At 35.1% G+C, this 18486-nt stretch carries 18 protein-coding genes; 4 read left to right on the top strand and 14 right to left on the bottom strand.

All coding sequences use genetic code 11. The annotated features are described in order from the left end of the window. The first annotated feature begins 38 nt into the window (after positions 1-38). Positions 39-773 carry an SIMPL domain-containing protein gene (locus AC0INN_RS21515; RefSeq protein WP_273650605.1) on the top strand — a complete coding sequence of 245 codons (735 nt, stop codon included), beginning with the start codon at positions 39-41 and terminating at the stop codon, positions 771-773. An 88-nt stretch (positions 774-861) separates the two neighbouring features. Here AC0INN_RS21515 and AC0INN_RS21510 read toward each other — a convergent pair whose 3' ends face one another. The 5 genes from AC0INN_RS21510 to AC0INN_RS21490 are packed head-to-tail and all read right to left on the bottom strand — an operon-like array spanning position 862 to position 5785. Continuing rightward, a complete protein-coding gene (locus AC0INN_RS21510; RefSeq protein ID WP_273650606.1) occupies positions 862-1374 on the bottom strand; it encodes a GNAT family N-acetyltransferase in 513 nt (170 codons plus the stop codon). 2 nt (positions 1375-1376) lie between these two features. Then, positions 1377-1598 carry a PspC family transcriptional regulator gene (locus AC0INN_RS21505; RefSeq protein WP_007839346.1) on the bottom strand — a complete coding sequence of 74 codons (222 nt, stop codon included), beginning with the start codon at positions 1596-1598 and terminating at the stop codon, positions 1377-1379. Next, positions 1591-2865, bottom strand: a complete 1275-nt coding sequence (locus AC0INN_RS21500; protein ID WP_306615044.1) for a DUF2851 family protein — start codon at positions 2863-2865, stop codon at positions 1591-1593. Before AC0INN_RS21500 ends, AC0INN_RS21505 begins: the two co-directional genes overlap by 8 nt. 27 nt (positions 2866-2892) lie before the next feature. Continuing rightward, the gene (gene bshA, locus AC0INN_RS21495; protein WP_306615042.1) at positions 2893-4041 is read right to left on the bottom strand and encodes an N-acetyl-alpha-D-glucosaminyl L-malate synthase BshA; all 1149 of its coding nucleotides are present in this window, start codon (positions 4039-4041) and stop codon (positions 2893-2895) included. 7 nt (positions 4042-4048) lie between these two features. Further along, entirely contained in the window at positions 4049-5785 is a 1737-nt protein-coding gene (locus tag AC0INN_RS21490; protein WP_273650608.1) for a glycoside hydrolase family 3 protein, read from the bottom strand. A gap of 115 nt (positions 5786-5900) precedes the next feature. Between AC0INN_RS21490 and AC0INN_RS21485 the strand changes: the two genes are divergently transcribed. After that, positions 5901-6434 (top strand): hypothetical protein, encoded by a 534-nt coding sequence (locus AC0INN_RS21485; RefSeq protein WP_172284331.1) that lies wholly within the window; start codon positions 5901-5903, stop codon positions 6432-6434. Between the two features lie 72 nt (positions 6435-6506). On the opposite strand, the gene ribA is transcribed toward AC0INN_RS21485, so the two are convergent. From ribA to AC0INN_RS21445, 8 genes are all read right to left on the bottom strand, one after another. Further along, positions 6507-7103: a GTP cyclohydrolase II gene (gene ribA / locus AC0INN_RS21480; protein ID WP_273650609.1), complete on the bottom strand. Its 597-nt coding sequence runs from the start codon at positions 7101-7103 to the stop codon at positions 6507-6509. A 26-nt stretch (positions 7104-7129) separates the two neighbouring features. Beyond that, complete coding sequence (locus AC0INN_RS21475) at positions 7130-7588, bottom strand: hypothetical protein (protein WP_172284328.1); 459 nt, start codon at positions 7586-7588, stop codon at positions 7130-7132. Further along, a complete protein-coding gene (locus AC0INN_RS21470) occupies positions 7585-8199 on the bottom strand; it encodes a DUF4254 domain-containing protein (protein WP_172284326.1) in 615 nt (204 codons plus the stop codon). The genes AC0INN_RS21475 and AC0INN_RS21470 overlap by 4 nt, the downstream gene beginning before the upstream one ends. Positions 8200-8214: 15 nt before the next feature. After that, complete coding sequence (locus AC0INN_RS21465) at positions 8215-8424, bottom strand: twin-arginine translocase TatA/TatE family subunit (protein ID WP_172284324.1); 210 nt, start codon at positions 8422-8424, stop codon at positions 8215-8217. A 30-nt stretch (positions 8425-8454) separates the two neighbouring features. Next, on the bottom strand, positions 8455-10014 hold the full coding sequence (locus AC0INN_RS21460) for a peptidoglycan DD-metalloendopeptidase family protein (protein ID WP_172284322.1): 1560 nt from the start codon (positions 10012-10014) through the stop codon (positions 8455-8457). Next, entirely contained in the window at positions 10011-10853 is an 843-nt protein-coding gene (lolB1, locus tag AC0INN_RS21455) for a lipoprotein insertase outer membrane protein LolB1 (protein WP_273650612.1), read from the bottom strand. Before lolB1 ends, AC0INN_RS21460 begins: the two co-directional genes overlap by 4 nt. Positions 10854-10961: 108 nt before the next feature. After that, complete coding sequence (locus AC0INN_RS21450) at positions 10962-11978, bottom strand: sugar phosphate nucleotidyltransferase (RefSeq protein WP_172284320.1); 1017 nt, start codon at positions 11976-11978, stop codon at positions 10962-10964. 141 nt (positions 11979-12119) lie between these two features. Beyond that, positions 12120-13541, bottom strand: coding sequence for a lipopolysaccharide biosynthesis protein (locus tag AC0INN_RS21445; RefSeq protein ID WP_273650613.1), 1422 nt, complete (start codon positions 13539-13541; stop codon positions 12120-12122). Positions 13542-13655: 114 nt separating this feature from the next. Here AC0INN_RS21445 and AC0INN_RS21440 point away from each other — a divergent pair, with 114 nt between their 5' ends. Further along, positions 13656-14993: a dihydroorotase gene (locus AC0INN_RS21440; protein WP_306615034.1), complete on the top strand. Its 1338-nt coding sequence runs from the start codon at positions 13656-13658 to the stop codon at positions 14991-14993. A 111-nt stretch (positions 14994-15104) separates the two neighbouring features. On the opposite strand, the gene AC0INN_RS21435 is transcribed toward AC0INN_RS21440, so the two are convergent. Continuing rightward, a complete protein-coding gene (locus AC0INN_RS21435) occupies positions 15105-17402 on the bottom strand; it encodes a GH92 family glycosyl hydrolase (protein ID WP_306615032.1) in 2298 nt (765 codons plus the stop codon). 129 nt (positions 17403-17531) lie between these two features. Between AC0INN_RS21435 and AC0INN_RS21430 the strand changes: the two genes are divergently transcribed. Beyond that, positions 17532-18413, top strand: coding sequence for an SDR family oxidoreductase (locus AC0INN_RS21430; RefSeq protein ID WP_306615030.1), 882 nt, complete (start codon positions 17532-17534; stop codon positions 18411-18413). Positions 18414-18486 lie beyond the last annotated feature (73 nt).

Below are 18486 nucleotides of genomic sequence, written 5' to 3'. Positions count from 1 at the left end.
AAATTTAAATGACCAATCAATCAAATTCACAAAATTTTATGAACAAAAATATCATAGTAATGGCTATTGCAGCCATTGGTTTTGTTCTTGGACTGGGACTACTGGGAAATGCTATTAAAAACAGAAATAAATCTGAAAATACAATCTCTGTAACTGGATTGGGAACAAAGCAATTTACATCAGACCTTATCACATGGTCCGGAAGTTTCTCAAAAAATAATTTTGACTTAAAACTTGCTTACGACGGGCTGCTTGCCGATAAAAAAGTGATCAATGATTATCTGATTTCAAAAGGAATAAAGCAAAATGAAATTATTTATTCCTCAGTAGACATTCAGAAACAATTTCGTAATTATAATGATGCCAATGGAAATAGTGTCCAGGGAGAATTTTCAGGATATAACCTAACGCAGACTGTTTCTATAGAAAGTAAGGAAGTGGCTAAGATCGAAAGCCTTTCAAGAAATATTACAGAGATTATCAATCGGGGAATAGAATTTACATCCTCTTCGCCATCTTATTTTTATACAAAGCTAACTGCTGTAAAGCAGGAAATGATCGCTACCGCTACAAAAGATGCCAGAGAACGCGCGGAAAAAATTGCGGAAAACTCAGGAAGTGGTCTTGGAAGTTTAAAAAAGGCAACCATGGGAGTTATCCAGATCACTGCACCTAATTCAAATGAAGATTATTCTTATGGTGGGGCTTTTAACACAACCTCTAAAGAGAAAGTGGCAAGTATCACGATAAAACTGGAGTATGAAGTGAAGTAATAGGAACTGTAATAAACTTAGTGACCATTTAAAGTTCCAAAATGTACGATAAAATTAAAGCCGGCAGATTGTGCTGGCTTTTTATATTTTAATGATAAACAACATCATAAATTTCTTCTTTTATCTTTTTAAGATCTTCAGGAGAATAATTAGCCAGCAGCCATAAGTCTAAAGGCTGCTTACCTTCCCCGTAACTTGGCTGTACATACATTTCTTCTATTAATGAGAATCCGTTTTTCTGGTAAAAAGAATATCGTCTCTGAGCATCTTCCCCAATATGGGCTGGTTCAATTTCAAGAATAATCCTTGGATAATTTTTGAATAAGTATTCTGTAATATGAGAACCTAGTTTCTGGCTTCTGAACTCTGCAAAAACCTCAAAATGTTCTACGAAAATGTAATCGCTTAATTCCCAGAAAATAAGATATCCAATCGCTTTAGATTCGTGCAATACAGAAATAACCTTCACATGAGGATTGCTGAATAACTTCACAAACTGATCCCAGTCTCTTCTTTCATCCTCGGGAAAGGTTGTGGAGTAGGAGTGATAAATATCTTTTATTTTGTAGTCTTCCGGTGAAGTTATAGGTAAAAATTCCATAATTATAAATCAAAAACACTTGGTCTCCTTGTGATGAAAATATCTTTAATCCAAAGCGTAAACGCTAATCCCAGATAGATAAGAAAAAAGAAACCCGCCGTGGCGAAAGTTGAGTAAATGAAGAATACCCGAAGTTTAGAAACAGGAATCCCAAGTTTAGCGCCCATTCTTGTAAGAACACCAAACCATTCTCTTTCCATTTTGTGACGGATATTATCAAGCATCTGAAGAATCTTTTAAAAGTTTAAATCCAATACTGCAATTTAAGCAATTTTTTTCTTCACAGGAATTTTTAAAATGATAAAGGAGGCTTTGGGTTTCTAAGGAACTGGTAATTTTCATCTTCAGATTTTTCCAGGATGTGATAATAGCATTCTTTTCCGGGGCTATTTCTGCATAAAATTTTAATATATCGTCAGTAATTTCTTCATTATGATATTTATGGTAGGTGTATTTTAATGGCAGAATCGTATTTAATATAATCAGCTCGATAAAGTCATTACTTAATGTTTTAACCTGATTAACTGAGGAAATTTTCCCAAAGTTAAAATGGGTATTCCAGTAGCCGGACGCCTGTACGTTCTTAAAAATATCAAACCAGTCCTTACTATTTTTTGAATGTATGACTTTAGAAAATAAATTTTGATGCCGGTGATAAAGATCGGCTAGTTGTGAAAGTCTGATGGTAGGAAAATTAGGAGGTCTCAACCTTAAAAACTTAGGTGGAAACCTCATGTCCAGAATTCGGTATTTTACCTTTATGAACTGAAATTCCCGTTTCCAGATTTCCATTTGTTCGTCTTCCGGATACTCAAGCCACCCCGAAATCCCAAAGAATAAAGCTTCAAGATGTTTTGGGTTTTGTCTGATTTTATTGATGACACTGTAATCAATACTTTCAGCAATTTGTCTGAATATATAGGCATTTACTTTTAGTCCGAAAGAATAGGCAAGACTATGAAAGAGGATAGCTTCGAAATTGTTTTTTGACTGTTGTAAAGCATATTCCAGTTCCTCTGATTTCTCATTTAGTTTTCTTAAAACATTTTCTTCGTGGAAATGAAGAGGAACATTACGCTGATCAAAAATACTTTCGCAGGGAATAAACTGATTTTCTTTGATGAGTTTCTCATACTTCCACAGAATATTTTCATCAATATAATTCTTCAGTTCAAGAGTAGGAATTTTCTTATCATTAAATTCTTCAATCACAATATCATTTTGAAAAACAACATGAAGAATAATATTTTGATAGTTGGGATCCCCGGAATGATTATGGAAGATCCAGTCTGAAGACTTTACATGAAGCTCTATGTTTCCACTCAGGATGAGGTTATTGATTTTAATGGAAGCCAGAAGAAAATCAGGCCCGGCATTGGTATTCCATTTCCCGAAATGTATGATCTCAACGGAATTTCCTTCAATATCCTTGAAGTCAAAATTTTTGAAAACTTTAAAGTTCCAAAGATATTGAAGTAATTTTTCCGTCATGAGTGTGTCACAAATATAATAGATCTATTATACTTTTAACAACTCGTTTTTAAAATTTTCTATGGTTGTTTTGTACATTTCTTCATATATAGGAAGAACGTTTTTCAAATCGAATTTTATCGCCTGTTCTTTCGCATTTATCTTCATTTTGGCTAAAAGTTCATCATTGCTCAATAACTTGATCGTATAGTTGCTCATAGCTTCTACATTTCCGATTTCAGCTAAGAATCCTGTTTCTCCCTGGACATTTACTTCAGGAATTCCTCCTGCGTTGGAACTGATCACCGGAGTATACGCTGCCATGGCTTCCAATGCAGCCAATCCAAAACTTTCCTGTTCTGATGGTAATAAGAAAACGTCAGAAAGCTGAAGAATTCTATACAGGTCATTTACCTTTCCAAGAAGCCTGATTTTAGAAATCAAATCCGGATTTTCTTCTAAAAACTGGTTCACCTTCTCCATATCCGGACCTTCTCCGATAATGATCAGTTTGGATTTTACCTTCTTATGAACATTCTTGAAAATTTGAAGAACTTCATCTACACGTTTTACAGGGCGAAGATTGGAAACGTGTATTAATATTTTTTCATCCGGATCAGCGAACTGCGTTCTCTGGCATTCATTACATTCATCAAATTCAGAATTGTCGATGAAATTCGTGATCACCTGGATTGGTTTTTTAATATTGAAAAACTGTAGCGTGTCTTTTTTTAAACTTTCAGATACAGAGGTAATTGCATCGGATTTGTTGATTGAAAACTCTACAGCATGTTTGTAGCTGGGATGTTGTCCTACCAAAGTAATATCTGTCCCGTGAAGTGTTGTTACCAAAGGAATGTCGTTATTATCTTCCTGTAGCATCTGTTTAGCCGTAAACGCTGCATAAGCATATGGAATGGCATAGTGTGCATGCAATAAATCCAGTTTATACAGATTAACAACTCTGTAGATCATCGAACTCAGTGCAATATCATAAGGTTGATATTGAAACAGGGGATAAGTTTGAACATTTACCCTATGAAAAAAAATATTAGGATTGGTAATATCGAGTCTCGCTGGAAGGGCTGAGCTAATGAAATGGACTTCATAGCCTTTATTAGCAAGAGACATTCCCAGTTCTGTTGCTACGATACCGCTTCCGCCGTATGTTGGATAGCAAAGTATGCCTATTTTCATTGGAATATTATTGTTTTGATGTTGTAAATATAGTTGAATTCACTTTTGTTTCAGAAGCAGTTGCAGGATTCAAATCGAGTCCCATTCCTGCTTTTAGTTGATCATTAACAAGTACCGGAAGTCTTCCCTGGATCTTTGTCTTTCCCAATAGCGCATTAGCTGTTGCAATCATGGAATCGTCATTGTTTTCATAAGAAACAAGAACCGTGGAAATTTTTGAAATATCAATATCTTTTAAAGCATAAGCACTTCCAAATACATTTAAAATAACTTTTTGATTTTTAGTTAAATCAGCAAGAATCTTTTTAGATTCTCCGGAAATTTTATATGGTTTATATGCTGTTGCATTATCCTTATGAAGTCCTGCAATAACTATAGAATTAGCTGGAATTGTACTGATTTCGTCAGCTTTTTTAAGAATGATATTTGAACCTAGCTGATTGGCAAACGTCTGATAAGGAGCTTCCTCTAAAGGAACATAATACACTTGTTTTCCGGTAATGGGAAGTAGCTTTTGCTCATCTTTTAATAGGGTAAGTGCATTAGAATAAAGATTCTGAACCAAAAGTTTGTGTGAATCGTTATTCAGGTCATTATTAATGTTTTCAGGATTTTTGGGATTGTATTTATCCAGCCCTAAATAATATTTGGTCAGTAATATTTTTTTTACACTTTCTTCAACTCTTGATAGTGGAACTTCTCCATTGTCAATAGCCTTCTGAATTAATTTTTTTCCTTCAGACACTCCCTGCGAGAAAAGCATAATATCATTACCTGCTTTAAAGGCTAATGCATCTAATTCCCCGGGCTTATATTTATTGGCTACTGCACCCATATTGAGTGCGTCCGTAATAATGAGGCCTTTATACCCTAACTTCTCTTTTAAAAGTCCGGTGATAATATTTTTGGAAACCGAAGCAGGAATTCCTTTTCCCGATTCTAACGTTGGCACATATAAGTGAGCTACCATTACTCCACCGATACCTTTAGTCATAAGAGCCTTAAAAGGTGCCAATTCAACAGCATTCAGCCTTTCGAGTTGGTGAGGAACTACAGGAAGATCCAGATGTGAATCTGTACTGGTGTCACCATGACCAGGAAAATGCTTAATGGCTGCTAGTATGTTGTTGTCCTGTAATCCATTAGAGTATGCTATTGCAGAGCTGATGACATTATCTACCTCTGAACCAAAGCTTCTGTTTCCAATGATTGGATTATTAGGATTTGTATTCACATCAACTACCGGGGCAAAATCCCAATTGATTCCCATCCTCTTACAGTCTTCGGCAATTTTAGAGGACATCTGGTAAATAAGATTTTTATCCTGTATGGCTCCTAAAGTCATCGCCCATGGAAATTTGTGAGCCGCTGCGATTCTCTGATATAATCCCCATTCAGCATCCATTCCGATCATCAACGGAACTTTAGATTTTTGCTGAAACTCATTTACCAGAGATATTTCTCTTGCTGCATCATCCTGCATCAGAATCAATCCGCCTATCTTATCACTGGTCACAATATTTCTTACCTGGTTGATATAATCCTCGCCTTTGTTGGTATAAAGAGCAACAATGAAAAGCTGTCCTAATTTTTCATCCTGGGAAAGCGATTTGTATGTTTGATTAACCCACTGGTTTGCTTTACTTACATCAGACTGTGAAATGCCCTTTGGTATATACTGGGCAGCGATTTTTGAACTGATAGATAAGAATATGAATAGAGAAGTGCAAACTATTTTGTTCATAACTTTTGAATAAGAACAAAAATACAATTAAAAAAATCATCAGAATGGATGTTTTTAAGTTTTTTGGTATATGTTTTGGATGTGCTTTATAAATAATATTAAAACTTTTATAAAAATGAAAAAATTTCTTCCAATCCTACTATTAGCTTTTGTCAGCTTATTTATATTCAGCTGTGATAATAAAGACGATGATAATAATTTTGTGGATCATGATACAATAGGGACTGCTTTTGACATTACCCCAACTTTTACGAAAACCAATGATAATTTATATCAGTATTCAGACGCATTTACAAATGAGTTAGTACAATCTGATGTTGTGCTTATTTACTTACAAACGGGTCTTACTAATAACAATGCTCCAATCTGGAGATTACTACCTTATACGTTCTTTACTAATAACAACGTTGCTGTTGATTATTCATTTGATTTTAGCAAATTTGATATAGGAATTAATGTTAACTCAAGCTTGAATCTAACGGCTAATCCAACGTACTATACGAACAAAAGATTTAGAGTGGTAATCTTACCTGCTAATACAGGTGGGAAAAATTCCAAGACTGCAGCAGCTCCTGTCGATTACAATGATTACTACAGTGTAATTAAATATTATAATATTGACGAGTCTAAAATAAAGACTAAGAATTAAGATATATCTTTTCAGTTTTTTTATAATTAAAAAGGGCTCCAGAATTTATTCCGGAAGCCCTTTGTTTTATTTTTAATTATCATTGTCATCCAGAAGATGACCAAAATAATCTTTCTTTGTTTTTAAATAACCTCTGCTGATATCATTCGCGGGTATTTGCAAAGGAACCCTCGAATTAAGGTGGATGTTACTTTCCGTAACATATTTTACTTTTTCAGGGTTATTGGTCAGAAGATTGATATCTTTAATTTCCAGCACATTTAAAATTTCAATGGCTACATTGAAGTTTCTGTCATCTGCTGGGAGACCAAGCTGTAGATTAGCTTCTACAGTATCAAATCCTTTTTCCTGTAAAGAATAAGCCTTTAACTTATTTATTATTCCAATGTTTCTTCCTTCCTGACGAAGGTAAACAATAACTCCTCCATTTTCATGGATATATTTCATGGCTGCATCTAATTGCTGCCCACATTCACATTTTTTTGAATGGAAAACTTCACCGGTAATACATTCTGAGTGGAAACGTACATTAACTGGTTTTGAAAAATCTGTATTTTCAGCGATAATAGCCATATGAGGCATCCAGTCATTTTCGTTTTCAGAGAAAGCGATCATTCGGAAAGTTCCGTGTTCCGTTGGAACGTTTGCTTCCGCTTGAATTTTAATCATTAATAATAAGGTCGTTGAACTAGTTTTTAATTTCCTTTAAGAGAATCCTCTATAACAGAAATATTGGTTTTTAACCTTACCAAATATCTGTTTAGGATTTCATCATCATCTTTTGGAAGATCCTGTCTGAGTTTCTGAATTTTTTTATAAGATTTTTCAAAGCTTTTAATGGCTCTGTTCTTTCCTGAAATATTGTTGGCGTCAATTGCATACAAGTAATTCTGTAGGCTGTATTTTAGCGACAGAACCTCTTCATTTATACTAATAGTTTTGAATTTAGGAAAGGTGGAAATTAAATTGGATATTTCAGAAGCATTTACATTTTCTTTGATATTGATGTCTATGCTTTTTTTTAGTCCTCTATCAGAATCTGAACCTTTTGCTTCACTATAAAAATTATTAGACAACGGAGAAAAATTTAATTTTTCCGATGCGCAAGAAGAAGTTAGTATAAACAGTATTCCAAAAAAAAATAATCTTTTCATTTTTGTTGCCCCTTTTGATAAAGGATTGGGTTAAGACTTTCATCATTATACATTTTCATTTGTTTGTATACTTTCATCTTAACATCACCGTTTTCAATATCAGTAAGCAACTGATTAATAGAAGTCGACAGATCCTCTTTCTGTATGAGAAGCACATCTAATTTTGCCTGGCAATTTAATCGATGTTCTTCTGAAGCAGATTCTCTGTTTGCTTCTAATGACATATGATAAACCTTTAACGCAAGTATTGATAATCTGTCTACAGCCCAAGCGGGTGTTTCTGTGTTTATCTTTGCATGAGGTTTAGGAGTTGTATTTTTAAATTTATCAAGAAACCAGCTGTCAATAAATTCCACCAGATCAGTTCTTTTCTGATTAGAGGCGTCTATTGTTCTCTTTAATTGAAGAGCTTCAACCGGATCTATGTTCTCATCTCTTATAATATCTTCCAAATGCCATTGAACGGTATCAATCCAGTTCTTTGCGTACAAAATTCGTTCCAAACTGTCTTTTTCGAAAGGATTATTAATTAGATGGTTAACGTCATCAAATACGTGGTAGTCTTCAATAGATTGATTGAAGACTTTCCATGCAGTCTCAGTGAAATTCATTAATTCTGAAGAATTTTAGTTGCTTGAAGGATTGTTCGTCGAAGAATTTTTATTTTCAGTAGGATTTTTATCTTCTTCCTTTACTGCGTCTTTGAATTCTTTGATCCCTGATCCAACACCTCTCATTAATTCCGGAATTTTTTTACCTCCAAAAAGTAAAACAAGCAGAATTGCTACGATAAGGATATGCTGCCATGATAAGGCAAGTATTGTTAATGTTTCCATTTCTAAATTTTTTACAAAGTTAGTCTTTTTTTAATAAGAAACCCACCCTAATGGATCAACAGGTGTAGTTCCGTTCCATACTTGGAAATCAAGGGTATAAGACCCATCAAAGTCTTGTCCTACAGTACCTACAATGGTGCCTGCGGAAACCTGCTGGCCTTTAGAAACATTGACACTTCCCAGATTTGAATAAATGGTAAAATAATTTCCGTGTTTCAGCATTACCGTTTTGGTTCCGTCACTGTTAGCCAGAACTGAAGATACAGATCCCGGGAACACTGATTTTGCCCGTGTACCCGATGGTACGGAGATTTTAATTCCGTTATTCTCTTCTGTGATATTTTTAAAAACAGGGTGTGGTTGTCTTCCGAAACGGTGGGTGATCTGGCCTTTGTCAACAGGGAAGCCTAGCTTTCCTCTGTTTTCAGCAAAATTATTGCCTGCCGCAGTAGAAACTCCAAAATTCGTCATCGCTTTGGTTTCTGCTGCTTTTTTCTCGTCGTCTTTTCTCTTTTCTAATGCGGCCTCAGCTGCTTTTGCGGCTGCCAGTTTGCTGGCTGCTTCTTTTGCCCTTGCATTGGCTTCCGAAGAAGCTTTTGCTGCGGCTATTTTCCGTGCTTCATCCCTTGCATTAGCTTCAGCTCTAGCTGCTTCTTCTGTACGTTTTCTTTCCTCTTCAGCTCTTTTTGCGGCTAGCTCCTCGGCTCTTTTAGCTTCAGCTTCAGCTAATTTTCTTTCTCTTTCAAGTGCTTCTGCTCTTGCTCTGTTTTCAGCTTCTATTCTTGCTTTTTCTCTTTCCGCTGCAATTTTAGCTAAACGGATTTTCTCAGCTTCAGCCTTTCTTCTGGCTTCTTCTTCCGCTTTCGCTATTCTGATTTCTTCTGCAATGATGCTTCTGATCTGCCCTTCAAGAGCTTTGGATTGGACTTGTTTTTGTTTTAATTCAGCAGTTAATTTCGATTCATTTTTCTTAAAATCCTCAACAAGCTGCTCTTTCTGAGCTCTTTCCACATTAATAGTAGCCAGATCTTTTTGTTGATCTATCAAAAGTTGTTGCTTATCTGCAACCGATTTTTGTCTTTGGGCAATTGTTTTTTTGATCTGATTTGCAGCGTCTGTAATTTCAGCTGCTTTTTTATCCTGATAGTCTGAATATTCTTTAAGATATTGAACTCTACGAATAGCTTCTCCAAGGTTTTTAGCAGAAAGAATAAAGGTTACTTTGTTTTGTACTCCCTTGTTTTTATAAGCATTTACTAAAACTTCTGCGTAATTTTTTCTAAGTACCGCCAATTCTTTATTTTGACGGTTGATCTCCAGTTGACGAAGATAAATATCATCTTCTATAAATCTTTTTTCCTTTTGAGTGTTGTTGTAAACTTTTTCTCTTAGGGTTAATTTTTTGTTGATATTATTAAGATAAGCTATGGAGAGTTTAGATTCGTTTCTTGTTTTAGCGAGATCTGAATTTATTTGTGTGATTTGTTTTTTAAGTTCAGCATTTTGCTTCTGCAATTGTTCTTTATTTTGTTGCCCATTGTGCAATCCGAACAATAAAATACCTATTAAAAAGCTAAATTTTTTAATCATTTAATTTCAATTTTCTTATAATTGGCTGGGACTGAATAGGCCACTTCCATCTTCGAAAAATCAAATTTCGTATTTTCTAATAAAATCTGGCTTGTTTTTGAACCTTTTATAATTATTTTAACATTTTTTGGTAGACGAATTTCATTATATTCAGCCCAATTGCTATAAGAAATTTCTAATTGGTCCGGAGATAAAACATCCTTTAACTGAACGTTCAGCAGATCATAATTATCATCATATTGTAATGAGATTTTATACTCTCTCGTTTTTTCATCAGTAACAATTTTTTGATTCACAGAAGAAACCAATTGATAACCCTGGGCATTTTTTGTAAGGATGAACTGAGAATCGTTAACTTTTATGAAAGTTCGTCCAAGAAGTATTTTTTCCAGGGATTGATAATCGATGAAATTTACATTTAAGAGATGGTTCAGATATTCAAAGTCAGAATCGATATAGGATTTACTTGTCCGGTCAAATCCCTTTACTCCTTCCGGAGTAGCTATTCCTCTGGCAGCATTAATAAATAGTACAGATAAATTCATCCATACTTTTTTATTTTTCTCAATATAGATCGTTGCATCCAGGGTAGGGACGAAATTTCCCGTTTCTACGTTAACTTTGCTGTTAATTTTAATCTGTTCGAATTGAGGAGGGATTATTACATGCTCGAAAAATGTAAGTTTATCCCTTACCGGTTCTCCTGCATCTTTTGGATTGTTGTTATTCTCCACAACTGTGCTGTCCTTAATTCCACCGTTGCCACTTTTGGAAACGTTCCGTGTTTTACAGGATGACAAGATAAGAAGTAATAAAACTAATGGGATCCAATTTTTCATGTATTTGTCTTTTCGATTAAAAATAATACTTTGCAATATTAACGCCAAACCACACAAAACATTTTGTGTGGTTTGAATATATCTTATTTATTGCTGCTTTTCTTATAACTATTTAGATAGAAAATCTAAAACAGAATAATCACCCAAAGAAATTTCTCTGGCAACTCCAAAATACTGTGCTGAATTACCAATCATAGAATTAGACAGGTTTCCATGGTTGATTCTTGTGTTTTCCTGGATCAATGAATTTTCAATATTAGAATTTACAATAATAGTATTGTTACCCAATGAAACCCCGGGACCTACCTTAGAATTCGAAATTTTTACATTTTCACCGATAAAGCAAGGCTGGATAATCAGCGAGTTTTCGATAACGGCCGAAGATGGATATTGAGACATCTCTTCTCTTTCGTAAGCAAGAATTTTGCTATTGGTTTCTACCGTAGCATTTTTGTTTCCACAATCCATCCAGTCATTTACTTTTCCTAAAGTAAATTTGGCACCTTTAGCTCTTAAGTTTTCCAATGCAGTTGTTAACTGATATTCTCCTCCATTTTTTATATCATTATCCATGATATAATTGATTTCATCCATTAACTTCTCAGCACTGTTAAAGTAATAAATACCTATAATGGCAAGGTCGGATACAAAAGTTGTTGGTTTCTCAACAAAATCTGTAATAAAACCATAATTGTCTAATTTCACAACACCAAATGCAGAAGGATCTTCTACACTTTTCACCCAGATAACACCATCTGAATTCTTATCAAGCTGGAAGTCCGCACGGAAAAGAGTATCAGCAAACGCGATAACTACATTGCCCTGCATAGAATCTTCCGCACATTTAATGGCATGAGCCGTTCCCAAAGGGTCATTTTGATAATATATGCTTCCTTTTGCACCTAGTTTTTCTGCAATATGGATCAGGGATTTTTCAATTTCAGGGCCAAAATCTCCGATAATAAAGGCTACTTCTTCAATTTCTTCACCGGCAACTTTAGCAATGTCTTCTACAAGCCTTTGTACAATTGGTTTTCCGGCAATGGGAATCAAAGGTTTTGGAACGGTTAGGGTATGTGGACGTAATCTGGAACCACGTCCAGCCATTGGAACGATAATTTTCATAAGTTATATTAGGGTATTTTTAGTTGTTTTTAATCTGATGGCTTTTGTTCATAAATAAAGCCATAGTATTGAAACGGTGTATTATATTAAATATTTGTTTAATTTTTTCAAATTCATTAGCATCAAAATAGAGACCAAAGTTTAGTTTTTTCTCATTCTTGCTAATAACATATTTTTCTCAGTATATAATAGAATTCCTGTGTAGAACAAAAACAATAGGTTTCCGATCCAGAAGTTATAGTCGGATACATTCGCTATGATATAACTGAAAACTCCCAAAAGTAATATGAAAAACGCGATTTTTTTCATTCGGTAGGGGATAGGATAGTATTTTTGGCCCAGGAAATAAGATAGTACCATCATAGTAAAATAAGCAGCTAACGTTACCCATGCCGAAACCATAAAGCCATATTTTGGTAAAAGCACAAGATTCAAAACAATCGTAAGAATAGCTCCGGTCCACGAAATATATGTACCTACCCGGGTTCTGTCTGTTACTTTATACCAGGTTGAAAGGTTATAATATATTCCGAAAAACAAGTTGGCAATTACAATAATAGGAATAATGTTGATGGCGATCCAATAAGAACTATTGGGAACCAGAAGAAGCTTTATCCATGATACATTCGCAATAATTCCCAATGCAACGATGGAGGCAAAAAAAGAAAAATATTCAGTTACTTTCGCATAGGTTAGTTTTGCATTTTCATTTTGCATTTGTTTGAAGAAAAATGGTTCGATTCCCATTCTGTATGCCGTTACAAACAGCGTCATGAGTACCGCCATCTTGTAGCATCCCCCATAGGCTCCTGCTGAGCTGTCATCAATAATGAATTTTTGAATAAATTTATCAAAATTTTCATTCACCATAAATGCAAGACCAGCAATCATTATCGGCCAGGAATATTTGATCATCTGAAGGAAAAGACCTTTTGAAAATTGAAATTTAAGCTTCAGAATAATGGGAAAAACCAGAAGAAATCCCAAAAAGCTTGCGACTAAATTACTATAAAACGGATAAGTTACTTTTTCCCGTAGCCCAAATTTGGAGCTGATCGTTTCAGGAATGTATAAAAATAAAGCAATTACAAAAATACTTTGAAATACTGCCTGAATTACCCTTACAGCAGCATATTTTATTGGTTTGTTATGGAACCTGAGCCATGCCAGAGGAATGACAAGAAGATTGTCAAAAAAAGCAATCCATGCAAACCATCGTATAAATTCAGGAGTCTTTGAATAGCCAAAAACATCGGCGATAGGCTGGTTGAAAAGCAATACTACGATAAGGAAGACAAGAGATAAAGAGGCTAAAAACCAAAAAGAGGTATTAAAGACTTTTTGCTCGTCATTCTTGTTGGAGGAAAATCTGAAGTAAGCCGTTTCGAAGCCGAAAGAAAGAACAATATTAACAAAAGAAATTAATGCATACAGATTGGTGAAGATGGCAAAATCATTAACATTAATATGCTTAATGAATAAATAATTCAGCAATACTACAATCACTCTCGGCATAATTGCCCCTATTCCATAGATAATAGTTTCGTTAAGAAGTTTTTTCAAAATGCGAAATTTCTTGCAAATGTAAATATTTAGAAATTGATTTTTTATCAGGGATATTAAAATTCATTCATAAACCTTAATTTTGTAAGGAATATAAAGTCTAAAGAAAAGTAAATGAGGACCCTTATCAAAAATGCTACTATCGTAAATGAAGGAAAAATCTTTGAAAGCGATATTTTAATTGAAGACGATTTAATTTCTAAAATACAACCCCATATTTCTGATGAAGCAGATCAGATTATTGACGGCTCCGGAAAATATCTTTTACCAGGAGTGATTGATGATCAGGTGCATTTTCGTGAACCGGGGTTAACTCATAAAGGAGATATTGAAAGTGAATCGAGAGCAGCAATTGCAGGTGGGATTACCAGTTTTATTGATCAGCCGAATACTGTACCTAACGCTGTAACGCAGGAATTGTTGGCGGATAAATATGAAATAGGATCCCAAAAAGCATACGCTAATTACGGATTTATGATGGGAGGGACTAATGATAATCTTGAAGAGGTGCTTAAAACCAATCCGAGAAATGTTCCGGGAATCAAGTTATTCTTAGGTTCTTCTACAGGAAATATGCTGGTTGACAATCCTGAAACCCTTGAAAATATTTTCAGCAATACAAAAATGCTGATTGCTGTTCACTGTGAAGATGAAGCAACGATAAGAGCAAATACCCAGAAATACATGGAACAATATGGAGAAGATATTCCTGTTAAGTTTCATCATCTCATCAGAAGTGAAGAAGCTTGTTATAAATCTTCCTCCAAGGCCATCGAATTAGCAGAAAAAACAGGAGCGAGACTCCATGTTTTCCATCTGTCAACAGCTATAGAGACAGCCTTGTTCAGAAATGACATTCCTTTAAAAGATAAAAAGATCACCGCGGAAGTTTGTGTACACCATTTAACATTTACCAACGATGATTATGAAACAAGAGGAGGTCTAATTAAATGGAATCCGGCAGTAAAGACTCAGAAGGACAAAGACGGACTTTGGGAAGCTCTTTTAGATGGTAGAATTGATGTAATTGCTACCGATCATGCTCCTCATACCTGGGAAGAAAAACAAAATGTTTATACAAAATGTCCATCCGGAGCACCGTTGGTTCAGCATTCATTAAATGTGATGCTCGAAAATTTCAGAAATGGGAAAATTTCTCTGGAAAAGATCGTTGAAAAGATGTCCCATAATCCCGCAATTCTTTTCAGAATAGAGAAAAGAGGTTTTATAAGAGAAGGATATAAAGCAGATTTGGTTTTGGTGGATTTAAATGAAAACTGGACAGTAAATAAAGAAAACATTCTTTATAAATGTAGTTGGAGTCCTTTAGAAGGTATGAATTTTCATTCTAAAATTACCCAGACATTTGTCAATGGGAATCTTGTATTCGATGATGGAAAAATTGCTGACGAAAAATTTGGTGAGCGATTACTTTTTGAAGTTGAGGATTAATTCGGGAGGAAGGTTGAAACCCAGTCCTGTATATAATAAAGAAAAAGACTACTCACAGTAGTCTTTTTTATTTTTGTTTCGAAAAATTGATCTTGTAAATCTGCAGATTTATTATTTTTTTGCTTTGCCACTCATATAAAAACTGAGTTTTCCACCTTTTATAATATCGGAATGCTTTAAGGTAAAGTTTTTAATTTCTTTACCATTTAAAAGAATCTTTTTAACATATACATTTTGTGGACTCTGATCAATTGCTTCAATTTCAAACGTTTTTCCATTTTCCAGATTAAGTACTGCGTAATCAACTGCCGGGCTTCCAATTGCATAATCTTCTGAACCCGGAGCTACCGGGTAAAATCCGAGTGAGCTTAAAATATACCATGCACTCATCTGTCCTGTATCATCATTTCCGCCTAATCCATCAGGAGTAGCTTTATATTGCATTTCAAGAATATGGCGAATCTGGGATTGTGTTTTCCATGGCTGCCCAGCCCAGTTATACAGGTAAGCTACATGATGAGCGGGTTCATTACCATGGACATATCCTCCAATGATTCCTTCTCTCGTAATGTCTTCAGTATCGGCAAAAAACTCATCGGATAAATGCATCGTGAACAATTCATCAAGTTTGGATGCAAATTTTTTCTTTCCTCCCATGATCGTAATAAGTTCATTGGGGTTTTGTGGAACGAAAAAGCTATAATTCCACGAATTACCTTCAATAAATCCCTGTCCGTGTGTACTCAGAATATCGAAATCCTTTTTGAAACTTCCATCTGCTAAACGGGGCCGCATGAAACCAATACTTTTATCAAAATTATTTTTCCAGTTTTCAGAACGTGTAATAAATTGATTGTAAATTTCTGTTTCTTCTAAATGTTTTGCCAGTTGAGCAATTGCCCAGTCATCATAGGCGTATTCCAGAGTATTGGACACAGAAGTTCCGCTTTTTTCAGCAGGAATATATCCTAAATCAATATATTGCCCAATTCCTTCATAATCTCTTTTATTTGCTGTTGCAACACAGGCATAGAGCGCTTCTTTTGCATCACCGGTATAAACACCTTTGATGATAGCATCTGAAACAACACTCACACTGTGATAACCACTCATGCACCAGTTTTCATTGGCGTAATGAGACCAGATCGGGAGCATTTTCAAAGAGAACTGCTTATAATGGGCCATCATGGATCTTACAATGTCATTATTTCGTTTAGGCTGAATAATATTAAATAAAGGATGTAATGCCCGATAGGTATCCCAGAGGGAAAATGTAGTGTAATTGGTAAAACCATCTGCTTTATGAATATTCTGATCTAAACCTTTGTATTCTCCATTGCTATCCATATATATTGTTGGATTAATAAAGGTATGGTACATGGCGGTATAGAAATTGGTCTTTTCGGTATCGGAACCTTTAATGATGATTTTATTCAGCTCTTTATTCCAATTTTCCTGTGTTTGGGCTTTTACCTGATCAAAAGATAAATTTCCTGTTTCTTTCTCCAGATTATCAAGAGCATTGTTTTGGCTCACCGGGGATAAAGCAAGTTTTACTTCAATGGCTTCATTTTCCTTGGTGTCAAAATCAAAATTCATTTTCAGATTTTTTCCGGCTATTTCAGGGAAATTTTTAGTCTGGTCGAATTTTCTCCAGAAGCCTCCATATACCTGCTTTCCATCATAATTTTTCTGGCCGTATGATTTAAATGGTTTTGAAAATTGTATCGCAAAGTATACTGTTCTGGTTCTTGCCCAACCATTAGTCTGTCTGTATCCGGTAATGGTATGATCATTTTCTACCCGAACATATGTCCAGACATTCTTTCCTTCGTAATTATAAATTCCAGCCATCAGATCCAGAATAATGTGGGCCTGATCAGACTTTGGAAACGTGTACCGCTGAACTCCGACTCTTGTAGTAGCTGTAAGCTCTGCCAAAATATTAGAGTCATCCAGTTTCACTTTATAGTAACCGGCTTCTGCTTTTTCATTCTGATGAGAGAACCTGCTTCTGTAACCACTTTCCGGATGAGAAGCGGTGCCCGGATTAAACTGAAGTTTTCCAACAGTAGGCATCATTAGAAAATCTCCTAAATCGGAATGCCCGGTTCCACTAAAGTGTGTAGAGCTGAAACCGACGATGGTTTTGTCTTCATAGCGGTAGCCAGCACAGTATTTATAGACTTCTCCATTATATTTTCCATTAAGTTCATATGAAATGGTATCTGTTTCAGGGCTGAGCTGTACGGAACCAAAAGGAACAGTGGCTCCGGGATAGGTGTGTCCCATTTTTTCAGTACCTATAAGAGGATTTACATATTGAGATAGTTTTTCAAATTTTTGAGCGTTATAATTAAGGCTAAAAAACAGGAAGAATAAAAGAAATGGAGTTCCTGATATTTTCATGGATGCATAAATTTTAGAGTGGTAAAATTAAATAAAAAACAAAGAACAATTATTTATAACATTTATTTATAAACTTATTCTGAGCTTTATCCGTTGAATATTTATTATTTTTAGGAAAAATTAAATCGTATGAATCTGTATACACAACCAATGTTGCGTGAAGACGCATTAAAAGATAAAGTAGCTATTGTAACGGGAGGAGGAAGCGGCTTGGGAAAAGCAATGACCAGATATTTTCTTCAATTGGGCGCTAAAGTGGTGATTACTTCAAGGAATATCGAAAAATTACAAGGAACGGCCAAAGAACTGGAAGAGGAAACAGGAGGAAAAGTGTTATGTGTGGCTTGTGATGTGAGAAACTGGGATGAAGTGGAAGCTATGAAGGAAGCCGCATTAAAGGAATTCGGAAGGATTGATATTTTGCTGAATAATGCCGCAGGGAACTTTATTTCACCTACAGAAAGATTAACACATTCTGCATTTGATTCTATTTTAGATATTGTTTTAAAGGGAACAAAAAACTGCACACTTTCCGTAGGAAAACATTGGATAAATTCCAAAACTCCCGGAACTGTTTTAAATATTGTAACGACTTATTCGTGGACAGGTTCTGCTTATGTCGTTCCTTCCGCATGTGCTAAAGCAGGAGTTTTGGCAATGACTCGGTCTTTAGCGGTAGAATGGGGAAAATATGGAATACGTTTTAATGCAATCGCTCCGGGACCTTTCCCTACAAAAGGAGCATGGGATCGATTATTGCCGGGAGATCTCCAGGAGAAATTCGATATGAGAAAAAAAGTTCCGTTGAGAAGAGTCGGAGAGCATCAGGAGCTGGCTAATTTAGCAGCTTACCTCGTTTCGGATTATTCTGCTTATATGAACGGAGAAGTTGTTACTATAGATGGTGGTGAATGGTTGCAAGGAGCAGGAGAGTTTAATATGTTGGAAGATATTCCTCAGGAAATGTGGGATGCTTTAGAGGCAATGATCAAGTCTAAAAAATCAAATTAATTCAAAATAAGTTAAAAAATCCCGGATTTGTAACAATTCCGGGATTTTTTTTACCTATCCATTAAGTAAGTAT

Source organism: Chryseobacterium subflavum (assembly GCF_055762745.1).
Note: the sequence above shows the minus strand (reverse complement) of the source record. Positions and strands in the feature narration are given on the sequence as shown.